The sequence below is a fragment of the Pantoea sp. 18059 genome (assembly GCF_902706165.1).
Lineage (GTDB): Bacteria > Pseudomonadota > Gammaproteobacteria > Enterobacterales > Enterobacteriaceae > Pantoea > Pantoea agglomerans.
Genome location: NZ_CACSJS010000003.1, coordinates 473,104 through 493,710, shown reverse-complemented (window position 1 = coordinate 493,710; position 20,607 = coordinate 473,104). Strand labels below are relative to the sequence as shown.

The 20,607-nt window shown below is 53.7% G+C and carries 19 protein-coding genes; 9 read left to right on the top strand and 10 right to left on the bottom strand.

Translation table 11 applies throughout. The annotated features are described in order from the left end of the window. Positions 1-418: 418 nt before the first annotated feature. Positions 419-805 (top strand): hypothetical protein, encoded by a 387-nt coding sequence (locus GVJ63_RS11795; RefSeq protein ID WP_159226907.1) that lies wholly within the window; start codon positions 419-421, stop codon positions 803-805. A gap of 198 nt (positions 806-1,003) precedes the next feature. Next, entirely contained in the window at positions 1,004-1,255 is a 252-nt protein-coding gene (locus GVJ63_RS11790; protein ID WP_228312711.1) for a hypothetical protein, read from the top strand. Between the two features lie 292 nt (positions 1,256-1,547). Here GVJ63_RS11790 and GVJ63_RS11785 read toward each other — a convergent pair whose 3' ends face one another. Together GVJ63_RS11785 and GVJ63_RS11780 are read right to left on the bottom strand one after the other, a co-directional pair. Next, a complete protein-coding gene (locus tag GVJ63_RS11785; protein ID WP_033780070.1) occupies positions 1,548-2,795 on the bottom strand; it encodes a sensor domain-containing diguanylate cyclase in 1,248 nt (415 codons plus the stop codon). 433 nt (positions 2,796-3,228) lie between these two features. Next, positions 3,229-3,612: a nuclear transport factor 2 family protein gene (locus GVJ63_RS11780; RefSeq protein WP_010670660.1), complete on the bottom strand. Its 384-nt coding sequence runs from the start codon at positions 3,610-3,612 to the stop codon at positions 3,229-3,231. A gap of 233 nt (positions 3,613-3,845) precedes the next feature. On the opposite strand from GVJ63_RS11780, the gene GVJ63_RS11775 reads away from it, so the two are divergent. The 5 genes from GVJ63_RS11775 to GVJ63_RS11755 all read left to right on the top strand — a co-directional run bounded on the left by GVJ63_RS11775 (position 3,846) and on the right by GVJ63_RS11755 (position 8,264). After that, a complete protein-coding gene (locus GVJ63_RS11775) occupies positions 3,846-4,487 on the top strand; it encodes a TetR/AcrR family transcriptional regulator (RefSeq protein WP_060678978.1) in 642 nt (213 codons plus the stop codon). A gap of 60 nt (positions 4,488-4,547) precedes the next feature. Then, on the top strand, positions 4,548-5,129 hold the full coding sequence (locus GVJ63_RS11770) for a TetR/AcrR family transcriptional regulator (protein WP_235038348.1): 582 nt from the start codon (positions 4,548-4,550) through the stop codon (positions 5,127-5,129). Positions 5,130-5,182: 53 nt separating this feature from the next. After that, the gene (locus GVJ63_RS11765) at positions 5,183-6,286 is read left to right on the top strand and encodes an alkene reductase (RefSeq protein ID WP_159226905.1); all 1,104 of its coding nucleotides are present in this window, start codon (positions 5,183-5,185) and stop codon (positions 6,284-6,286) included. A 54-nt stretch (positions 6,287-6,340) separates the two neighbouring features. Beyond that, positions 6,341-7,084: an SDR family oxidoreductase gene (locus GVJ63_RS11760; RefSeq protein WP_122890060.1), complete on the top strand. Its 744-nt coding sequence runs from the start codon at positions 6,341-6,343 to the stop codon at positions 7,082-7,084. Positions 7,085-7,490: 406 nt separating this feature from the next. Beyond that, a complete protein-coding gene (locus tag GVJ63_RS11755; protein ID WP_022624647.1) occupies positions 7,491-8,264 on the top strand; it encodes a membrane protein in 774 nt (257 codons plus the stop codon). 103 nt (positions 8,265-8,367) lie between these two features. On the opposite strand, the gene GVJ63_RS11750 is transcribed toward GVJ63_RS11755, so the two are convergent. Both GVJ63_RS11750 and GVJ63_RS11745 read right to left on the bottom strand, forming a co-directional pair. After that, complete coding sequence (locus GVJ63_RS11750; RefSeq protein ID WP_159226904.1) at positions 8,368-8,694, bottom strand: hypothetical protein; 327 nt, start codon at positions 8,692-8,694, stop codon at positions 8,368-8,370. 184 nt (positions 8,695-8,878) lie between these two features. Further along, positions 8,879-9,949, bottom strand: a complete 1,071-nt coding sequence (locus tag GVJ63_RS11745; protein ID WP_010259142.1) for a LacI family DNA-binding transcriptional regulator — start codon at positions 9,947-9,949, stop codon at positions 8,879-8,881. A gap of 265 nt (positions 9,950-10,214) precedes the next feature. Here GVJ63_RS11745 and GVJ63_RS11740 point away from each other — a divergent pair, with 265 nt between their 5' ends. Then, positions 10,215-11,477, top strand: a complete 1,263-nt coding sequence (locus GVJ63_RS11740) for a maltoporin (protein WP_022624645.1) — start codon at positions 10,215-10,217, stop codon at positions 11,475-11,477. Positions 11,478-11,560: 83 nt separating this feature from the next. Here the strand turns inward: GVJ63_RS11740 and GVJ63_RS11735 are convergent, their stop codons facing one another. The 6 genes from GVJ63_RS11735 to GVJ63_RS11710 all read right to left on the bottom strand — a co-directional run bounded on the left by GVJ63_RS11735 (position 11,561) and on the right by GVJ63_RS11710 (position 19,050). Continuing rightward, entirely contained in the window at positions 11,561-11,884 is a 324-nt protein-coding gene (locus tag GVJ63_RS11735) for a glucose PTS transporter subunit EIIB (RefSeq protein WP_010259145.1), read from the bottom strand. A 420-nt stretch (positions 11,885-12,304) separates the two neighbouring features. Continuing rightward, the gene (locus GVJ63_RS11730) at positions 12,305-14,380 is read right to left on the bottom strand and encodes a beta-galactosidase (RefSeq protein WP_159226903.1); all 2,076 of its coding nucleotides are present in this window, start codon (positions 14,378-14,380) and stop codon (positions 12,305-12,307) included. Positions 14,381-14,421: 41 nt separating this feature from the next. Next, positions 14,422-15,615, bottom strand: coding sequence for a glycosyl hydrolase 53 family protein (locus tag GVJ63_RS11725; RefSeq protein ID WP_159226902.1), 1,194 nt, complete (start codon positions 15,613-15,615; stop codon positions 14,422-14,424). A 3-nt stretch (positions 15,616-15,618) separates the two neighbouring features. Beyond that, positions 15,619-16,470, bottom strand: a complete 852-nt coding sequence (locus tag GVJ63_RS11720) for a sugar ABC transporter permease (protein ID WP_010259151.1) — start codon at positions 16,468-16,470, stop codon at positions 15,619-15,621. Positions 16,471-16,480: 10 nt separating this feature from the next. Continuing rightward, positions 16,481-17,788, bottom strand: coding sequence for a carbohydrate ABC transporter permease (locus GVJ63_RS11715; protein ID WP_029519279.1), 1,308 nt, complete (start codon positions 17,786-17,788; stop codon positions 16,481-16,483). Between the two features lie 41 nt (positions 17,789-17,829). Then, positions 17,830-19,050, bottom strand: coding sequence for an extracellular solute-binding protein (locus GVJ63_RS11710; RefSeq protein WP_159226901.1), 1,221 nt, complete (start codon positions 19,048-19,050; stop codon positions 17,830-17,832). A 312-nt stretch (positions 19,051-19,362) separates the two neighbouring features. Between GVJ63_RS11710 and GVJ63_RS11705 the strand changes: the two genes are divergently transcribed. Then, entirely contained in the window at positions 19,363-20,493 is a 1,131-nt protein-coding gene (locus GVJ63_RS11705; protein WP_370516266.1) for an ABC transporter ATP-binding protein, read from the top strand. Positions 20,494-20,607 lie beyond the last annotated feature (114 nt).

Sequence of the window (20,607 nt, the reverse complement as noted above, 5' to 3'; positions counted from 1 at the left end):
GCTGGCACTGGCGGGTCAGCTTAAAAGCACCTATCCGTGGCAGACAAGAAAACAGGAGGTATGGGCTGGGCGCTAAAGACCTTTCAGAAGCATCGCCTGATGATTTTTCCAGAACGTGTAAGCGACGACTTCCTCTCTGCTATTTTTTGTCTCGAAAATAGTGGGGAGAGGCGACCGGCTCATAAAGTCACCTGGAAAACTTTAGCTCACTGCTCACGATTGACATGACTCTCCGTAACAGGCATACCACTTTGTCAGTTTTGCCGTTAGCGAACAGGTGAACAACCGGGAACTTCCGCTATCGAACGATCTGATATTGTGAGTATCTGCGCTCGTCGTCAGAAGCGGAATAATATCGATTCCGGTGGTTTTAAACTGTTGAAGTAACAACCCAGGGCTGAAAGAGCAGGAGATTAATATGCAATCAGTTCGCCTCATGGGTGACGGATACGAACCTCATGTGACACAGGAGGAAGGTAAACTGACCTACTCATTGCCTGTCGATTCTGGTTTTATCAGCTATGAGTTTGCCTTTGAGATCAGCCGGCACGATCTGGATATTCTGCTTTCTGATGATTACAGACGTGCCGTGCTCGAAATTGCTGCGCATACCTTGCTCCAGCGTTCGACGCTAAAAGGCTATGACCACTTCACCCAGAAAGACTTCGATAAACTGGTCACGAACACCCTTCACTCCACACCCGATTTCCTGCAAACATTCATTTCTCAGATAAGCCATGAACATCACATTGTTATAGAGCATTACGTGAAAGAAATCATGGACCGGCGTTCTGTCTCACAATGAATACAATGAGTACTAAAGAACACATTTAAACTTTATGAAGTGAAAGCGACTGTCCCTTCAGGTGGGATATAAAGTGCAAAACAGTGTCCTGCGATAGCTCTACACCTGAACATTCAGATAAAAGGGAGGTTTTACAGAGTGAGTTGTGAGTTCTGTCAGGATCTATGTGTTAAATACGTTATACGGGAACCTCGTAAGTTGCGCCTGGCAATACGTATTGCACATAACGCAGTTAAAGAAGAGATCATTTCCGAAGTTTCAACCATCAATAACTGGAATCAGTACACCTTTTCTGAATGTGCTGAACAGATGATTTGGGGCGATATCGTTGATTACCATTTTGCATGTAATCATTGCGGAACCTCGTTCGTGCTGGGAGCTGAAACCTATCATGGCAGTGGGGGTTACTGGTCTCCCGAAAGTGAAAAACCAACAGAAATAATAAACTGACGCAATGAATTGCCGTACGCGGAGTTTCGCGAAGTCACTCAGGCCAGTTCATCACAGACGTTTGAGTGAATTCAGTAACCTGTCTTGCACATAGATTTTGGTCATCAGCAACAGACTTCTTTTTGTGCCTGAAACAGAAAATCTTTCTGCCGTGGCACGCGGTTTCAGAATATAAGGCGGGTTAATCAGGCGTTCAGGAAATGTATCCTTGCGGGAACAGGCGGCAAAGCGTTAAACGTAAGATCTATTACCTTCAAATCCGGAAGGTCATACCAGCAATCATATGCATCGACTAAGGCTCTTCTGACTCAAAAAACTGATACGACCCATCACGTCGGGCTTTGGCCTGGTACATCGCTTTATCCGCGTTTTCGAATAATATTTTGGCCGATGCCGTCCCAAAGCGGGCAAGGCTGATACCGATAGCCGCGCCAATGCGCACATCCATATTATCAATGGCGAATGGCGCGTGCAGACTTTCAATAATACGCAGGGCAATGGCAGCGGCTGTATCGCGATTTCTGCACTTTGCCGCCACAACAAATTCATCTCCGCCCAGTCGCGCCAGTGAGTCGCCCGGACGCATACAGCGTTGCAGCCGTTCACTGACCTGCTGCAGCAAGGCATCCCCTGTCGCGTGGCCCATCAAATCGTTCACCGCCTTAAAGCCATTCAGATCGATAAACATCACCGTCGTATAGGCCTCATCATCCACCTTCGCCAGCATGCGCCCGACCTGGTCGTTGATCCAGGTACGATTATGCAGCCCGGTCAGCGTATCCAGCGTTGCCAGCTTCTCCAGATTGCGCATCCTCTCTTTGTCTCGCGTAATGTCGCGCGACACCAGAACTGCACCGATATTTTTGCCGGTAGAGGGATTGATGACGCCACAGGCTTTGGTGCCCAGAATGATGTAGTGGCCGTCACGATGCAGCTTGCGCACCTCAACGACGTCCGGCAGCACTCCCCCGTTGAAGATGCAGGCCAGAGCTTCAGAGGCGGGGCCGCGGTCATCGGGATGCAGGAAATCCACCACCAGCTGACCGACAACTTCTTCGGCTGTCCAGCCAATCATTTCGCTATAAGAGGGCGAGATTGAAACGTACCGGCCATCCGCGTCGCAATGGGCAATCAGATCGGTGCTGTTTTCAATTAACAGACGATATTCTGCCGCCGTGCGCAGCGCATCTTCCAGCGCTTTACGCTGTCCGGTCACATCAAGAATGAAGCCGTTATACTGCAGACGGGACGTGCCAGGCTGGCGATCCGGCAGGCCAGATACAATAACCCGACGCGTCTTGCCATCCAGACAGTTGATCGGCACTTCAATATGAAAAGGCGTCAGGAAATCAAGCGCAGCGGTCAGTTGCAGCGCGATCTTTGCATCGTCGTCGGCCTGTGCCAGTCTCAGCCATGAACTCAGCGTCACACCCTTCAGTTCAGGCATCAGACCAGCAGGGCTTTCCTGACTGGCGACGCAGATACCCTGGGCGTCTGTAGACCAGACAGCGGTAAAAGAGGGTTTGATCATTGTGTTCATGGCGGCCGACTCCGACGTCGCTGACGATATTAAACAGGCTCAATACTCGTCGCTACAGACCTGATTATAACCGTTAATGTCCGCCTGTAGCTGAAGGAGGATCCGGAGACAGGTTCATCATTGCGAGAATACCCGCCATTGACGGCGGCTGACGCTGCGCTTATCCGTCTGCAGCTGCTGAGGTGCCGCCCTGCCCGCACAAAAGTGAGCGAACCCGGGATTCAGTGTCAGAAGTATGAGCCAGTGTTTATCGGCCGATCGGGCCAGAATCTTTAATGATGCCACCTCTGCCAAAAGCGCTGGGGTATGATTATGTTGATTAATAGCAACCGGATAATCAGGCGTAAAATCACCTTACTGTTTTATTCGTCTCAATACTTTTTTGCAGCCCGCAGCAAACGCAGGCTGCAACGGTCAGCTGACCAGACCTGGTTCAGTCTGCCGTATGTGTGTGATAGATCTTGCTGACCACGGTCCAGCGATCGTTCACTTTCAGCAGGTTAAAAAAATCAGTGAAACGGAAACCAGAAATGTCGTCAGTGTCGATGCGGGCACTGGCGGCAGACCCAACAATATCTACGCGCACGATAGCCGCTTTTGCTTCGGGTGAAGGACGGAATGCGGTGTCGATGGTGTCAAACAATCCCTGAATTGGACCGCCGCTGAGGTTGCCGTCACTGTCGAGACCAAAAATGGTCGCCCTGTCGCTGAAAGCGGGCTTCATGAGCTCACTTTTCGCCTGCTTTCCTCCCTCGTTATACTGATTCAGCACTGCCACGATGGCGTTATAGTCCTGCACATAGGTCGTGTTATTCATCTGTTTTCTCTCCGTTCTGATTAACAAGGTATCCCTTCAGACACCCCGCTTTTGGGTGATATTTTCTGACACAGACACGTACCGACTCAGCGCGACATCAGCCTGCCGGGGAAGAGCAGGCGGGATAAAAGGCGAGCCACTGTGTCGATTTAATTCTGTAGTGAGCACTACGTAATAGTATTATTGTATAGTGCTCACTATGTAATATGTCAAGAGAATGATTGAGGCCGTCTATGAAAATACCTGACCAGCCTGCTGCCACTGAAAAGCCGAAAGGCCGGCCACGAAGCTTTGACCGTGATAAAGCGTTGCTGAAGGCGCTGGATCTTTTCTGGCGCAAAGGTTTTGAGCCGGCATCGGTTGCCGAACTTTGCGCCGCCATGGAAATCAACCCACCCAGCCTCTATTCCGCCTTTGGCAACAAGGCAAAACTTTTTCTGGAGGCCGTGAACTACTACGAAACGAAGTACTGGAAAGCGACCTGGCTGCGGCTTGAGGAGACGCAGGATATTGGTGAAGCGATTGACGGTTTCTTTAGCGAAGCAGCCGATATTCTGCTCTCCCCTTCAGCGCCCTGCGGCTGCATGGTGGTGCTGGCAGCCATCAATGTTTCAGCAGAATCGACGGATGTTGTCAGGGCGGTTAGCGTTCTCAGGCAGGAAGGAAAAGATCTGTTTGAAAAAAGGCTGGTCAGAGCGGTTCAGGAGAAGCAACTGCCCGCAGATACCAACACCGTCGCGCTGGCTACCGTTCTGAATACGCTGCTGGAAGGCATGTCGATAGAGGCGAAAGACGGTGCGACGCTTCAGAGCCTGAAATTGATCGGGCAGCACGCCACCCGACTGCTTCACCCGCTCACAATCAGAAACAGATAGCATGAAACAGGTTAAAAGTTACTAGACGACCGGTCAGTTTTTCACTAGAGTGTGCACATTATGAAAAGAAACGTGACAGATATGCGGCAGCACATCATTGATGTGGCCAGGGCGATCATTACTCATAAGGGCTACAGCGCCGTCGGGATTTCCGAGATTGTAAAAGCGGCGGATATCCCAAAAGGCTCGTTCTATTACTACTTTCCGTCGAAGGAAGCGTTTGCAGAGGCGCTGCTGGAGCACTACTTCAGCCACTATTTGCTGGAAGTAGAGCATCAGCTAGGCGGAACAGGAACGGCGAGAGAGCGACTGCTGCGCTATTTTACCTTCTGGAAAACGACCCAGGGCGCAGACCTGCCTGAAAGTAAATGTCTCGTGGTCAAGCTGGGGGCGGAAGTCTGCGACCAGTACGATAACATGCGGCATGTGCTGGCAACGGGCACCCATGAAATTGTGCTCAAAATTGCTGCCTGCCTCCGGCTCGGTCAGGAAGATGGCTCCCTGCCCGCCGTAACGGATGCCACTGAACTGGCAGAAGAACTCTATCAGCTCTGGCTGGGGGCTTCTCTGATGGCGAAAATCCACGATCCTGACAAAGCGTTCAGTCAGGCAATGAACGCAACAACACGGCTACTCGAGTAGCCGGTTTTTTTTGTCCACCTACTAGACGACCGGTCAACTATTAAGAGGTTTATATGACTGACAACAGTACTCGTACCGATTTATTCTCACCTGTTTCGATGGGCAGTCTTCAGCTGTCAAACCGCATTGTAATGGCACCGGTCACGCGTAGCCGTTACGGTGAAGAGGGTGTGCCTGATGAACTCCATGCTACCTACTATGCACAGCGTGCCGGGGCTGGCCTGATTATTTCTGAAGCCACCAACATCTCTCCGCAGGGACGCGGCTATGCCGCTACGCCGGGGATATGGAGCGAAGAGCAGGTGGCTGGATGGAAAAAAGTCACTGATGCGGTTCACGCTAAAGGCGGCAAAATCGTCTGCCAGTTATGGCACGTGGGCCGTTTTTCAAGCGTGGAACTGCAGCCTGAGGGCCAGCGTCCGGTTGCACCTTCTGCCATCAAAGCTGAAGGACAGACTTACACCGTAAACGGTTTTGTGCCGGTATCGACGCCGCGTGCGCTGGAAACAGAAGAAATCCCCGGCATCATTGAGCAATACAAACGTGCAGCTGAAAATGCCCTGCGTGCGGGTTTTGACGGCGTTGAGGTGCACTCCGCCAACAGCTACCTGCTCGATCAGTTCCTGCGTGATTCCACCAATCACCGTACTGACGCCTACGGTGGCTCTATTGAAAACCGCGCCCGCCTGACGCTGGAAGTGACAGAAGCCATCATCAACATCTGGGGCAATGACAAAGTCGGTATCCGCCTCTCTCCGGTCACACCTGATGCCGGTAACACGCCGCCAGACAGCAATGTTATGGCGATGTACGGCTACCTCATTCAGCAACTTAACCGGTTCAACCTGGCTTATCTGCACTTCGTTGAAGGCGCGACGGCCACCTCTCGTGATGTGCCTTCCGATGTGGACATGGACGCGCTGAGCGCACAGTTCAACGGTCCGTTTATTGGCAATAACAACTATGACCTTGAGATGGCCATCAGCCGCCGCAACGCCGGAATTATTGATGCGGTTGCCTTTGGACGCCTGTTCATCTCCAACCCGGATCTGGTTAAGCGTCTGCGTTACGGTGCCGCGCTGACCATCGCGCCGAAAGAAGCCTATTACGGCGGTGGTGCAGAGGGTTATACCGACTGGCCGGAAGCCAGCTGCTGATAACGGTTTATGGCGGGTGAGCACCCGCCCCTTTCACCAGAAGGAGAATTAAAAATGAATTACCTGCAACAGAAAACAGCCATTATTACGGGTGCATCCTCCGGGATTGGTGCGGCTACCGCGCGGGAACTTGCGCGTCATGGCGTGAATATTGTGGCGGCAGCACTGGACCAGAACGGCCTCGATACGCTGGTACGCCAGATTGAAGCTGAAGGGGGACGCGCTGTCGGCCTGGTAACCGATGTTACACGTCTGGAAGAAACCCAGGCGCTGGTGAAGTTCGCCAGTGACATCTTCGGCGCCATAGACATACTGATTAACAATGCGGGCCTGATGCTTTTCTCAAGCTGGAGTGACGTTGCCTGGGAAGAGTGGAACAAAATGGTCGACGTCAACATCAAAGGCTATCTGAACGCCATTGCCTCTGTGTTACCCGTTATGCTGAAGAAAAATGAGGGACAGATCCTGAATATGGCATCGGTTGCAGGTCATCAGGTTGATGCGGGTGCAGGGGTTTACAGTGCAACAAAATTCTTCGTCCATGCCATGACAGAATCGATGCGCAAAGACTTAGGGGTTAATAACGGGATACGCGTCAATACCATCAGCCCTGGCGTTATCAATACCGGCTGGGCCGATAAAGTCGGCGATCCTCAGGGCCGTAAAGTGGCTCAGGAACTCAATAAATTAGCCATCAGCCCACAGGATGTGGCTAATGCGGTGGTGTATGCACTTAATCAGCCGCAGAACGTTACCGTCAACGACCTGATCGTTTCTCCCACCAGACAAAACTGGTGATATCCGGATAAGAGCGTCGGGGTTGCTATGCCATCCACCCTGCCCCGATGCTGATTATCAGGGCAATACTGCCCCGGCATGGCTCGCACGCCCTGATGCTACTTTTTCTGCAATTTTTACCTGATTAAACCGGCAGGCTTTCACTCGTTGCATCGCCTGAAAATTAAGAAGAAAACAGAGTAACTCAGAATTAATTCTTATAGGTTAACAGGGGAAACAGCCCAAACACTGCACTCCGACAGGGCAAATATTACATTAAATCATAGGGTAAATGCCGGTTTAGCGAGTGACAAGCTGTGATCAAAATTCCTGTCATAGTTTTCTTTAGCTTAACCTTTTCTTAAGATTAATCTTATAACATCGTCTCTGTATTAGCCCATGTTGGGCTGTTCCGGAGTATCACCCTATGCAAAATAACAACACAGCTTCTCACGCTCTCAGTAAAGTTCCGGCCGTTACCGCGGCTTTCTGGTTAACCAAAATCGCTGCGACTACCCTGGGTGAAACCGGCGGCGATGCGGTGACCATGTCGATGAATCTCGGTTACCTGACCGGGACACTGATTTTCGCCATCATCTTTCTGATCGCGGTGGTGGTGCAGATAAATCGCCACAGTTTCAACAAATGGATTTACTGGTTCACCGTGGTGGCCACAACCACGGTCGGCACGACGATGGCAGATTTTGCCGATCGCTCTCTGGGCATAGGATATTTAGGGGGCACCTTGCTGCTGAGCACCCTGCTTATCCTCTCGCTTTTCCTGTGGAAAATCACCTGCGGTACGGTTGCGGTCAGTTCAGTGAGCAACGGCGTCACAGAGAGTTTTTACTGGGTCACTATTATGTTTTCACAAACCCTGGGCACGGCCTTAGGTGACTGGACGGCAGACACTGAAGGGCTGGGCTACGATGGCGGGATCCTGCTGTTTGTTGGCGCGCTGGCAATCATCTGGGCGGCCAGTCGCTTCACATCACTTTCGCGTACGGGGCTCTTCTGGGCGGCCTTTATCCTGACCCGACCACTGGGTGCCGTGGTCGGCGACTTTCTGGACAAACCCCTTGCCTCAGGCGGACTCGCGCTAAGCCGCTACGGTGCCTCACTGACGCTGGCGCTAATCATCATCGCTCTTCTGGTGATACTGCCCCAGCGTCCGGCAATGAAGACCGCCACGGCGAGTTAAAAGACGTTACTGGCAGATTTACAGATAACGCATCGACTTAAACGTAATCAAGGCCGCCAGCGATGGCGGCTTTTTTTTATTATCTGATGCGTAACAGGCTACATCAGACAGAGCGCTCAAAGGAGACGATTTGACCATCGGGTGCAGCAGCGAGTACCGGCAGACTCTCTGCTGGCTCCTGCATTTTCACCCGAAACGCCGTGTTGCTGGCATCAAAGAAAACGGTTCTCAGATGACGGTTACAGATGAACCATATTTCATCGCGGTCATTTGAAAGAATGTAGTAAGCATCTGATGTTTCAGAGGGGTTAAAACAGCCCAGCGCGCGATAAGCCGTCTGCGGGGTAAAACCGCTGGAAAGCGGCAGTGGCCTGGGGCCATGCGCTAACTCTTCAATCCTGAGGTAAAGCCCCTGTTCAAGCCACAACATAATGTCACTCCCTGAGAGTAGAGAAACCGGGCTGAACGTGTCGGCTGCATTACCGCGAAGCAGAATGCCCGTTCACTGACCGATTTAGTGATCGGATAATTTTCCGACATGCAGAATCGTTATCCTGATCTGAGCATAGCAGCGGCGCGTTCTTATGCTTTTTTTATCTGCTTGCGGTGCTCTGCTACTCAAGACGACTGGCGAGCAGCCGCAGCTGCTCAGCAATCTGCTTCAGATCACGCTGCTGCTGACCGGCGATACCCGTCGAGCTGCGTACCACCAGTTTTGCCGGAAGGATAGAAGAGGAACGCTGCTCATCCTGCTCACTGGCTAACAACAGACGCGCGACCGCCTCTTTGCCCTGTAAATCAAGATCGAGCGACACCGTGGTCAGCGCCGGATGGAAGAAGGCACTTTCATAGGTGTCATCGTAGCCAATCACCGAAATCTGCCCCGGCACCGCTACACCGCGCTGATGCAGCGCGCTCAGCACACCCAGTGCCATCTGATCGTTTCCCACCAGCAGCGCGCTGAACTCCGGCGCTTCACGCAGCAGCTGCAGCACGCCGTTGTAACCACTTTGCGCATCCCAGTTACCGTGGCTGACGCTGACCGGCTTCAGACGATAGCTCTCCAGCGTATCCAGCCAGCTCTTTAACCGCAGATTGGCAGAAACGGACTCCTCTGGCCCGGCCAGCAGAGCAAATTCCCGATGCCCCTGCTCATAGAGATATTTGACACTGGCACGGGTACCGTCAGCCGGGTTAAACGAAACGTTAAACACCGCGCTGTAGGGATCAACATCAAGAAACAGGCACAGGATATCGTCGTTCTCCTGCACGATCTGCTCCGCATCACTGCTCTCCAGCGGGACGTTGATAATCACCTTATCCACGCGCTGCGACTTAAGCTCATTGATACAATTCTGCAGACTTTGATTGACGTTCTCATCAATCATGGCGATCAGCACCTGATAGTCAGCGGCATTGGCATATCGTTTAACCGCAGCGGCCACCTGCGAAGGAGCATGCAACGCCAGCGATGTGGTCACCAGACCCAGCGTTGTGCTCTGCTTACCCACCAGCTGTTGCGCAAGTCTGTTTGGCACGTAGCGCAGGGTTTCAATAGAGTGCTCCACCTTGCGCCGCGTTGATTCTGAGACGTTTGCCGACTTATTCAAAACCCGCGAAACCGTCTGATAAGAGACGCCAGCATGGCGGGCGACATCCTCTAAGGTGGCATTTTTTGATTTCATAATTCGCATCCCTGATTACCGATGGCGGAATGGTATCACAGCAGCCGAATAAGCCAGGTTACCGCAGTCACATTGCGCAAATAAAAAGTAAAAGTCATACCTTCACATCACGAGATTTGGTGATCTGATTCACTAATCGTTACAAATACCGCCACTTTATTTGCACTGCATCACACATTATCGCGATTTTGTTTGTCACTCATCTGACAAAAAGCGTTAACTGCCGCTGTCATGTGAACGTATTACAAATAAAATTGAGGATAACATGGAAACAAGGTTACGTACTGCTGCTGTGGCGCTTGCTGCGGCCCTGACCTCCCCGACGCTCTATGCTGCTATCGACAACATTGATTTCCATGGCTATCTGCGTGGTGGCGTTGGCGTATCGCAGGATGGCGGTATTGAAGAGTATCAAAAGAACAAGATTGGCCGTCTCGGCAATGAAGCCGACACCTACGGCGAGGTTGAGCTGGGCAGCGAAGTCTACAAAAAGGATGACGTCAGTTTTTACGTTGACACCATGGTAAGCATGTTCTCCGACGGTTCTAACGATAACGAAACCACCTTCGGTGACGATGCGCAGTTTGGTTTGCGTCAGCTTAATCTGCAGATCAAAGGGCTGGTGCCGGGTGACAAGAATGCGGTGATCTGGGGCGGTAAACGTTACTACCAGCGTCACGATTTGCACATCATTGATACCAAATACTGGAATATCTCCGGCTCCGGTGCGGGTATCGAAAATTACACTCTGGGCCCGGGCGCGATCTCCTTTGCCTGGATCCGTGGCGATGCCAATGACGTCGATTACCGGGTGGATGGCGATAACGACGTCAACATTAACTACCTCGATCTTCGGTATGCTGGCTGGAAACCGTGGAGCGGCGCCTGGACCGAGTTTGGTATTGATTACGCCATGCCGAACACCACCAAAAAGCAGGAAGAGTATGGTGGCCTGTATGATGCGGAAAACGGCGTTATGCTCACCAGTGAAATCAGTCAGGATATGTGGGGCGGCTATCAGAAACTGGTGTTCCAGTACGCTAACAAAGGCCTGGCACAAAATATGATTTCACAGGGCGGTGGCTGGTATGACATGTGGAACGATACCCGCGATGCCACCGGATACCGCGTAATCAATACCGGCCTGCTGCCGATCACCGACAAGTTCTCCCTGAATCAGGTCTTTACCTGGGGTTCAGCGGATGACGTCACCGCGCAGACCAGCAAAAGCACCCTGCTGTCGCTGGTGGGTCGTGGTCAGTATCAGTTCACACAGTATGTCCGCGGCATCGGCGAAGTGGGTAGTTTCTGGCAGAAAGATGAGAACAAAGTCGGCAGCGACTACAAACAGGCGGGTCAGAAATATACGCTGGCGCTGGGTCTCGCAGCCGGTCCCGAATTTATGTCACGCCCGGAACTGCGTCTGTTTGCCTCTTACCTGAATGACTCAGAAGACGGACACAGCTTCCAGGACAACACCAGTAACAACACCTGGAACTTCGGCGTACAGGTCGAAGCCTGGTGGTAACCAAGCAGTCTCCTCATTGTGATCATTGTTAAGCTCTTATGCAGGGGCTTATTTGGATAACCGGCGACGGTTATCCATTTTTTTTACTCCGGCTGAAGCGGCTTAAAGAATCGGGCTTCCAGCAACTGACGCAGCTGGTCGGATTGCGTACCAAAGATGGCATGAACTTCCTGCCCCAGAATCACCACGCCAATCGCCCCCGCCTTCTGTAATCCTGCCGTATCTACCGCCCTCAGCGATGTCACTTTCACCCGCAGCCGGGTTAAACAGGCGTCCACCTGCTGAATATTTTCACGCCCGCCAAAGCACTCTACAAGACGCTCCAGCAGCGCACTGTCTATCTCAACCTCTTCCGCCGTCAGCGGCTGCCGACTGAAATATTGCTTAAACGATTTCAGACTCACCATGTTGTTCTCCTCCAGATAATAAAAAGGCGGGCTGCTGCCCGCCACTCACGACTGATAAACGAAAACGAGGGGGAATGGCTTCAGGGCACTCACAGAAAATACACTCTTCCTGCCCTCAAACCCTATTCCTCCGCCACAAAGTCCGCAATTAAAGCCGGTCCAAAACTTCCAACAGACAACTCCCATGCGCAAAGCGATGGGGGCCAGTACCTGTAGCAAAGCATCACGGGCCAGGGACAAAAACGCCGGGAGCGTTTTTGAACAACGCAACGCGTTGGCCCGGGAACGGGCGCACCTCAGGGATGAGGTGCGTAATTGCCCGTGTTGAGCTGGCAGGGATGCCATCTTTTGCGTCTTTGCGGAAGGTACTGGCCCCCTGAGCCGATGCTAAACCTGCCAGCAAACGGCATTAAACTAACGTCAAAGGCTTGCGCCTTCAGTTAGCATCACACTCAGAACGCGACATCCCCACGGCGCCAGCACCAGCGATTCCCCCACAACCGAGCCATCGATCAAATCGCTGAGCCCAGCAGGCAACGACAGCTGCTGCACCTGACCGGTAAAATTCTGCACAAAAAGAAACGCCTGTTCGCCATCAGTGCGCTGCTGAACGACCACACCCGGTGGCAGATCAATCGCCAGAGCGCGTGGCAACGCCAGCTGCTTAATCAACGCACCATAAAAATCCCGCTGGAAAGACAGATCATTACGCGATGCGATATACCAGGCTTTGCCCTGACCCACGCGATTCACCGTCACCGCCGGGGTACCGGCATAAAAATCGCTCTCATAGCTGGCCAGCGCCGTTGCCCCTTCCAGATGAATATGCTCGCAAAGCTCTCGCGCCTGATAAGGCCCGCTCAGACCCAGCTCATTGCCGCGCACCCCGCGTACGCCATTGAACTCCTCATCAGTCAGACTATCGATCTCTTCTGACCAGATGCCAAGCAACGGCCGTAACGGCCCCGGGAAGCCACCGGGATAACACAGATCGCTCTCATTCACGATGCCGCTCCAGTAGCTGGCAACGAAATGCCCGCCCTGCTCAAGATGCTGTTCCACCCGCGCCGCAAAACCATCCCGCACCATATACAGCATCGGCGCAATCACCAGATCGTAACCACTGAGATCGCAGTCGCCGTTAATCACATCCACCGCCACGCCCTGCTCCCAGAAAGCACGATAGTGCTCGTTCACTGTGCGCTCATAATGCAGGCCGAGATTGCGCGGCCCCTGCGCATTATCCATCGCCCAGCGACTCTCCCAGTCGAAAATAATCGCCACCCGCGCCTCAACCCGGCTGCCCATCACCGGCGTCATCGCGGCCAGCATCCGGCCCAGCTCACTCACCTCACGACCGGTGCGCGTATCAAGATGACCCACATGATCGACCACCGCGCCATGAAACTTCTCGACCGAACCACGGCTCTTTCGCCACTGAAAATATTGCACCGCGTCCGCACCATGGGCCACCGCCTGCAGTGACGACAGAATATGCATCCCCGGCTTCTTCAGCTTGCTGGTCGGCTGCCAGTTGGTGGCGCTCGGCGTCGACTCCATCAACACGAAAGGCTTTCCCTGCTTCAGGGTGCGCATCAAATCGTGGTACATCGCGGTATAACAGGCGAGCGTGGTCTCATCCTTCTCGTTATGCCACATCGGGTAGCTATCCCAGGAGATAAAATCGAGCGCCGGTGCCAGCTTCCAGTAATCGTAGTCGTAGAAATATTCCATAAAATTGGTGGTCGCAGGCAGATCGGGATTGGCCTGCTTCAGCGGTTTAATCTCCTCACGACAGAAGTCAGTAACCTGATCGGTCATAAACCGCCGCCAGTCCAGATTCAGACCGTGAATCGACATCTCACCCTGTGGCGCTGGCGACACAATCTGTGACCAGTCGCTGTAGGTATGACTCCAGAAATCACTCCACCAGGCGAGATTCAGGTTCTCCAGCGTCTCATAACGGCGCTGCAACCAGCTGCGAAACGCCTGCTGACAGCGATCGCAATGACATTCTCCGCCATACTCATTGGAAATATGCCAGCCGAGCACCGCCGGATGATGCGCATAGCGCGCCGCCAGCCGGCTGTTCATCGCCTGCACTTTCTGGCGATACATCGGCGAGGTCATGCAGTGGTTATGACGGCCACCATGCAGAGCCGGCACGCGATCGCGCCCCACACGCAGTACCTCCGGATACGCCTGCGACATCCAGGCTGGTCTGGCCCCGCTCGGGGTAGCAAGAAACACAGAAATCCCCTGCAGCCAGAGCGTATCAATCACCTCATCCAGCCAGCCAAATTCATAGCGCCCCTCTTCCGGCTCCAGCTTCGCCCAGCTGAAAATACCCACCGACATAACGTTACAGTTCGCCTGCTTCATCATCATGACGTCGTCATCAATAATGCCCGGCTGGTGCGCCCACTGTTCGGGATTGTAGTCAGCACCATGCAGCAGCCGGTTAACCCGTGCGCTGAGCGGGGGAAATTTATTCATACCTGTTCCTCAGAGGTAGACATCAGCGTTTGCGCTAATGGTTAATGAAAAACCTGCAGCGAAGGCAGCGCCTTGCCGTGACAGTCAAACAGCGCCTGGTTTTCGCGGGCGTTACCCTGTTTCCATTCGTCGTGGATATATTTCATGCCGGCGGGTGTCGCCCAGGTATTGCCGGGCGCAGGGATCCACGCCGGTTCCCAGTAGACGACACCCTTGCCGCGATGGTCCGGCACCGCCAGCACCGCTTTGATCAGGTCGTGCAGATAGGCCGCCTGGCCTGCTACGCTGCCGGGATAGCCGCCCGCCTGCTCCTCTTTGGCCTGGAAACTGTTCTCCGCGCTATCGCAGTTTTCCAGCGTGTAGCCGTAGGCCGCCTCCACCACCATCACGTCTTTCTCATAGCGCCGGGAGATATCATCCATGTTGGCTTTCAGGGCGCTGATGGGGCCGTTCCAGTAGGTGTACATCGACAGGCCAATCACATCGAATGGCACATCACGCTTAACGATCTCGTCGAACCACCAGCGGAACATGTCGTTCTTTGTGCCCTCAGCCAGGTGCAGCATGATCTTCACCTGATGCGGGTCGCTGAGGTTCTCGCGAACCCCGCTGATCCCGGCTTTCAGCAGACCGGCCAGCCGATCAAACTCACCGCCGTTCTGGCCCCAGCTTTTGCCTTCCGGCCAGAGCATGCCACCGTTAAGTTCATTGCCAATCTGCACGATATCCGGCATCACACCTTCCGCTTTGAAACGGGCGATGGTGTCGCGGGTGTAGTCATGAACCTGGGTTTCCAGCTGCGGAAAAGGCAGCGACTGCCAGGCTTTGGGCTTGAACTGCTTGCCTGGATCAGTCCAGAAATCGCTGTAGTGGATATCCAGCAGTAGCTTCAGGCCCGCCGCTTTAACGCGCTTCGCCAGCGCCAGCGTGGTCGCCAGATCGTTGCCGCCACCACCGTAGGTCTGACCGCTGCCGTCGCGGGGATCCACCCACAACCGCAGCCGTATGGTGTTGATGCCGCTGGCTTTCAGGATGGCGATGGCATCCTGCTGCTGGTTATCTGCGTTGTAGAATTTCGCACCCTGCTTCTCCAGTTCGGCCAGCGATGAGATATCCGCACCTTTGATAAAATCGGCTGGCCACGGCCCGGCAGAGCCGATGACAGGCTGATCGGCGGCGAGCAGCGGTGTCGCCCAGGCCAGCGCCAGGGCGAGAATCAATGTTTTTGGCGTCATGATTTATCCTTTAGTACTGCCTGAGGCCAGGCCAGAAACGAAGTATTTCTGCAGGGCCAGATAGAACACCGCCACCGGCACGGCTATCAGCACGGCACCGGCGGCATAGGTGGTGTAACTGGCGCCCATTTTTTGCGACACCAGGTTATAGAGGCCAATCGGCAGCGTGAACTGCTCTGGCGTTCGCAGAATGGTGCTGGAGAGGATGAAATCACCCAGCGGGCCGGTGAAGGAGAACAGCGCCACTACCGCCAGGATCGGCTTCGACAGCGGCATAATGATCTCAACAAAGATGCGGAAGTTGCCCGCACCGTCCATGCGCGCCGACTCATCCAGATCTTTGGGAATCGAGTCGAGATACCCCTTCATCAGCCAGGTGTTCATCGGGATCATCCCGCCAACGTAGATCAGCACCAGCGCCAGATGGCTGTTGATCAACCCCAGCAGCTGCGACAGCACGAAAATCGCGATCAGCGCCGAAAACTGCGGGATCATCTGTAACAACAGAAACAGCATTAGTCCGTTCTGCCGCCCCTTGAACCGAAAACGGGAAAAAGCGTAGGCGGTACAGCTGACGCTGATCAACGTCAGCACCATGGTCAGGAAACTGATTTTCATCGAATTCCAGTACCACGTCAGGTAAGGCACCGTGCCATTGAACAGGTCGCGGTAGTGCTGCAGCGACGCATTCTCCGGAATGATCGAACTGCTGAGCAGGCTGTTACCTGCATTCAGTGATGCTCCTACTGTCCAGACCAGCGGATAGATAATGATGGCCGAGACGGCCAGCACCACCAGCCAGGTCAGCGACAGGCGTATCCACCTTTCGCGTTTAATACTGCCGGACTTCGCCATAACTGCTTCCTTACGCCATCTCATCTTGTTTAAACGACCGGGTCGCGCGGAACTGCCACAGCGCCAGACCTACCACGAAAATCGACAGCAAAATGGTGATAGTGGCGGCGATAGCATATTGCGACGACGACATGGTGAGCTTGTAGATCCACGACACCAGGATATCGGTTCCTCCGGCATTCGACCCCGCCACCGCCGGACCGCCGTTGTTAAACAGATAGATGATGTTGAAATTATTAAAGTTGAAGGTGTATTGCGTGATGATGATCGGCGCAATGGCGTAGAGCACCAGCGGCAGCGTGATGGTTTTCAGCCGCGTCCAGGCGCTGGCACCGTCCATGATCGCCGCCTCATAGAGATCGTCAGGGATTGCCTGCAGGACGCCGGTAGTCATCGCAAACACAAACGGGAAACCGAGCCAGGTCTGCATCATAATCAGCGCGGTTTTGGTCCAGAACGGATCGGTCATCCACGCTTTAGGTGCAATGCCAAAGAAGTCGAGAATAGCGTTGTTGATCACCCCAAAGCTGTCGTTGAACATTCCGGCGAAGACCAGAATGGTGACGAAGCCCGGCACCGCCCACGGCAGGATAAAGATGGTGCGGATCAGCGGCTTAAAGCGCAGGTCCTTCTGATTGACCAGAATCGCCAGCATGACGCCCACGGTGCACTGCAGCGTGGTAGCGAGCAGTGTCCAGACAACCGTCCATTGCAGCACATCAAAGAAGGTGGAGCGCCAGATCGACAGAGTAAAAATGTTGATGAAGTTTTTGAACCCCACCCAGTCCACCAGCTTCGCCGGAGGCGTGTGATAGAGGTTGTAGTTGGTGAAGGCGATGGCGAAACCGAACAGAATCGGAAACACCACTACAAACACCAGCAGAATAAAGCCTGGCGAAATCATCAGATAGGGGAAGCCATCGCGCAGCAGTAACTGATACTGCTGGCGCACGCTGTTCAGCTTCTGGCCCTTGTCGCGCCTGACGCCATTGACCCAGGCGTCGCGCATTGACACTCCCCAGACCGCCACGCCGAAGGCGGCAATCAGTACGCTGATAATGCCCTCTGCCAGCAGAAAAATGGAGTTATCACGCGGCACCGATTCGCCCAGCGTATAGAGCCCCCAGAATCCCTCACGCAGAAAATCGTGGAAGACGCCGGTAAAACTGCTGAGCAAAATCAGAAAACAGAGCCCTTTAGCCCACTGGCGGTGGTAAAACTGGCCGAAGCCAGGCAGCAGTGCCAACAGCGCACCGGTGGTCGCATGACGACGCGGACGCTTAGCCGTCACCAGATTTTCATCGGAAGATATAGCCACACCCTGATCCTTATCCTGTACGGTTATCCCGTGAACCTGCATTACTGGTTGCTGGCCTGCATCGCTTCAATCTGCATGGTGATCTGCTTCACTGCATTATCCAGTGCCGCTTTTGGCTCCTGCTTGCCGGATACGCTCAGCTCAAGGGCAGCATTGGCTGGTCCCCATACTTCCTGCATTTCCGGCACGCCAGGCATCGCTGACGCACGCGCCGCCTGCACCGCGACCGCGTTGGCCTTCTCATCATCTTTGATAATCGGATCGTTCATCAGCGCGGTGACCGGTGGGATCTCCTGGGTTTTCTGATAACGCTCTTTCACGTACTGCGTCTGGTTGATGAAGGTGAGGAACTTCTGCGCCAGCGCCTGATCTTTACTCCAGGTAGAGACCACATAGCCTTTGACGCCCAGGAAGGAGCTCATCGGCTTGCCGTTAGGCAGCAGCGGCAGCGGTGCCACGCCATAGTTGATTCCGGCAGCCTGATAAGGCTGGAATGCCCACGGCCCATTGATCACCGCCGCCGCTTTTTTCTCGGTAAACAGCGAGTCGATGGCGTTGAGGCCGTTGTCGCCCATGATGCCGCCTGGCAGCAATCCTTCACTGAAGAAACGTTTGAGATAAGTCACCGCTTCCACGCTGCCCGGGGTGTTCAGACCGATATCCTGAGTGTTAATTGCGCCTTTGGCGTCTTTGCCAAAGATGTAAGAGCCCATCGGAGCCATCACACCCCAGCTGTAATAAATCTGGTCAAACTTAGCGAGCAGGCCATACTGCTTCGCCTCACGCTGCTTCTGGGAGAAGGCACGGTATTCCTCCAGCGTTTTCAGCGGCGACGGCAGCAGATCTTTGTTGTAGATCAGCACCAGCGTTTCCACCGCTTTGGGTACGCCGTAGACCACACTGTTCTGTGTGAAAGCCGCCATTGCTGAGGGGGTGTAAGCGCTCTGCTCTGCCGCATCTATTTTCAGCGGTGCCAGTAATCCCTGTACGACCGCGCTGCCGAGCTGGTCATTAGGGATCACCAGGACATCCGGGCCAATACCCGCCGGGCCATCAAGACGCAGCTTCTCAATCTGCTGTGCAAACGGCATCTCCTGAACTTTTACTTCAACGCCGAACTGTTTCTGAAAATCGGCGATCGCCGTTTTGATGCCGTCTGATTTTTTAATGTCTTCCCAGACGGTAAGTTGCTGAGCGGCCCAGGCGGATTGATTAAGCATCAATGCGGAAAGAAGTAGCGTAACGCTGATTTTGATTTTCATTACTGTCCTCATGTGAAGGTATGACATTTTAAGCTGTCATTTGCTGATATTTTTTTTCATGCACATGCTGAACAAGGAATTATTGAGCATATGCAGTTTGAGTAACGTATCGCATTTGAGCCATACGCTACGCGGAATGCGTACCGCGCTCCAGCCCGTTCGCATCAATGTGTGATCGCTATTACAGAAATCAAAATCAGCGGTAGGGCGCACTCTGGCGGAGCGATATAGTCAGCGCAGGCACCATCAGGGCTGACGTGTAAAAAGACAAACTGTTATACGTCATACATTTCAGCCGCCAAATCCCTTGCCATGAGGATCAGCATGTCCAGCATCAGATTGAGAAACGTCACCAAACGCTTTGGTAAAACAGAAACGCTGAAAAATATCGCGCTTGATATTGAGGCCGGTGAGTTTGCGGTCTTCGTCGGTCCGTCAGGCTGCGGTAAATCCACACTGCTGCGGCTGATCGCCGGGCTGGAAGAGATCAGTGACGGTGAGATTTTGATTGGTGATGAGGTCATGAATGATGTCGCACCCTCGCACCGCGGAGTGGCAATGGTGTTTCAGTCTTATGCGCTTTACCCGCATATGACGGTGGCGGAAAATATCGGTTACGGACTGAAGGTGAACGGCGTGCCGAAAGCGCAGATTCAGCATCAGGTAGAGATGGTGGCGAAGACGCTACAGCTTGCGCATCTGCTGGATCGTAAACCAAAGCAGCTTTCCGGCGGTCAGCGTCAGCGTGTCGCCATTGGTCGCGCAATCGTGCGAAATCCCCGGGTGTTTATGTTTGATGAGCCCTTATCGAACCTGGATGCGGAGCTGCGTGTCGATATGAGGCTGCACATTGCGAAGCTGCACCAGGAGCTGAAAACCACCATGGTCTATGTGACGCACGATCAGACGGAAGCGATGACGCTGGCCGATAAGATTGTGGTCATGAACTACGGCAAGGTTGAACAGGTGGGTTCACCGATGGCGCTCTATTACAACCCGATTAACCGCTTTGTCGCCGGTTTTATCGGCTCACCTAAGATGAACTTCCTGCCTGCGCGCGTGGAGCAGTGCGGCCCTGCTGGCCTGGTCGCCCTGATCAATGACGGCGAGCATCGGCTGCAGCTCCCCTCGCCCATCCGCCAGTTGCAGCCTGGTGATGAGATCACGCTGGGTATCCGGCCGGAGCAGTTGCAGATCAACGGCGATGCGCCACTGAATATCAATTTCCACTGCGAAGTGGTTGAGCGACTTGGCAACAACACCTATCTGTTTGGTCAGAGCCACGGCCACGACGGCTTCAAGATGCTGCTGCCCGGCGATGTGCATTTCCGTCCTTATCAGACGCTGCGCCCCACCTTCCATCCGCACCACTGCATGGTGTTTGATGCTGAAGGTGCTCGTATCAGCGCGGATATAGCGATGCCGCAGGTTCGCGCAGCCTGAAGTAGATGTTTGCAGAGCGTTAACGAGAGGCCGGAGACGGCCTTTTCTGTTTTAAGGTCTGGCATAACGCCTGAAGAAAGAGGTCAGGAAAGGGGTTTGCGGGCAAGCCGTGAT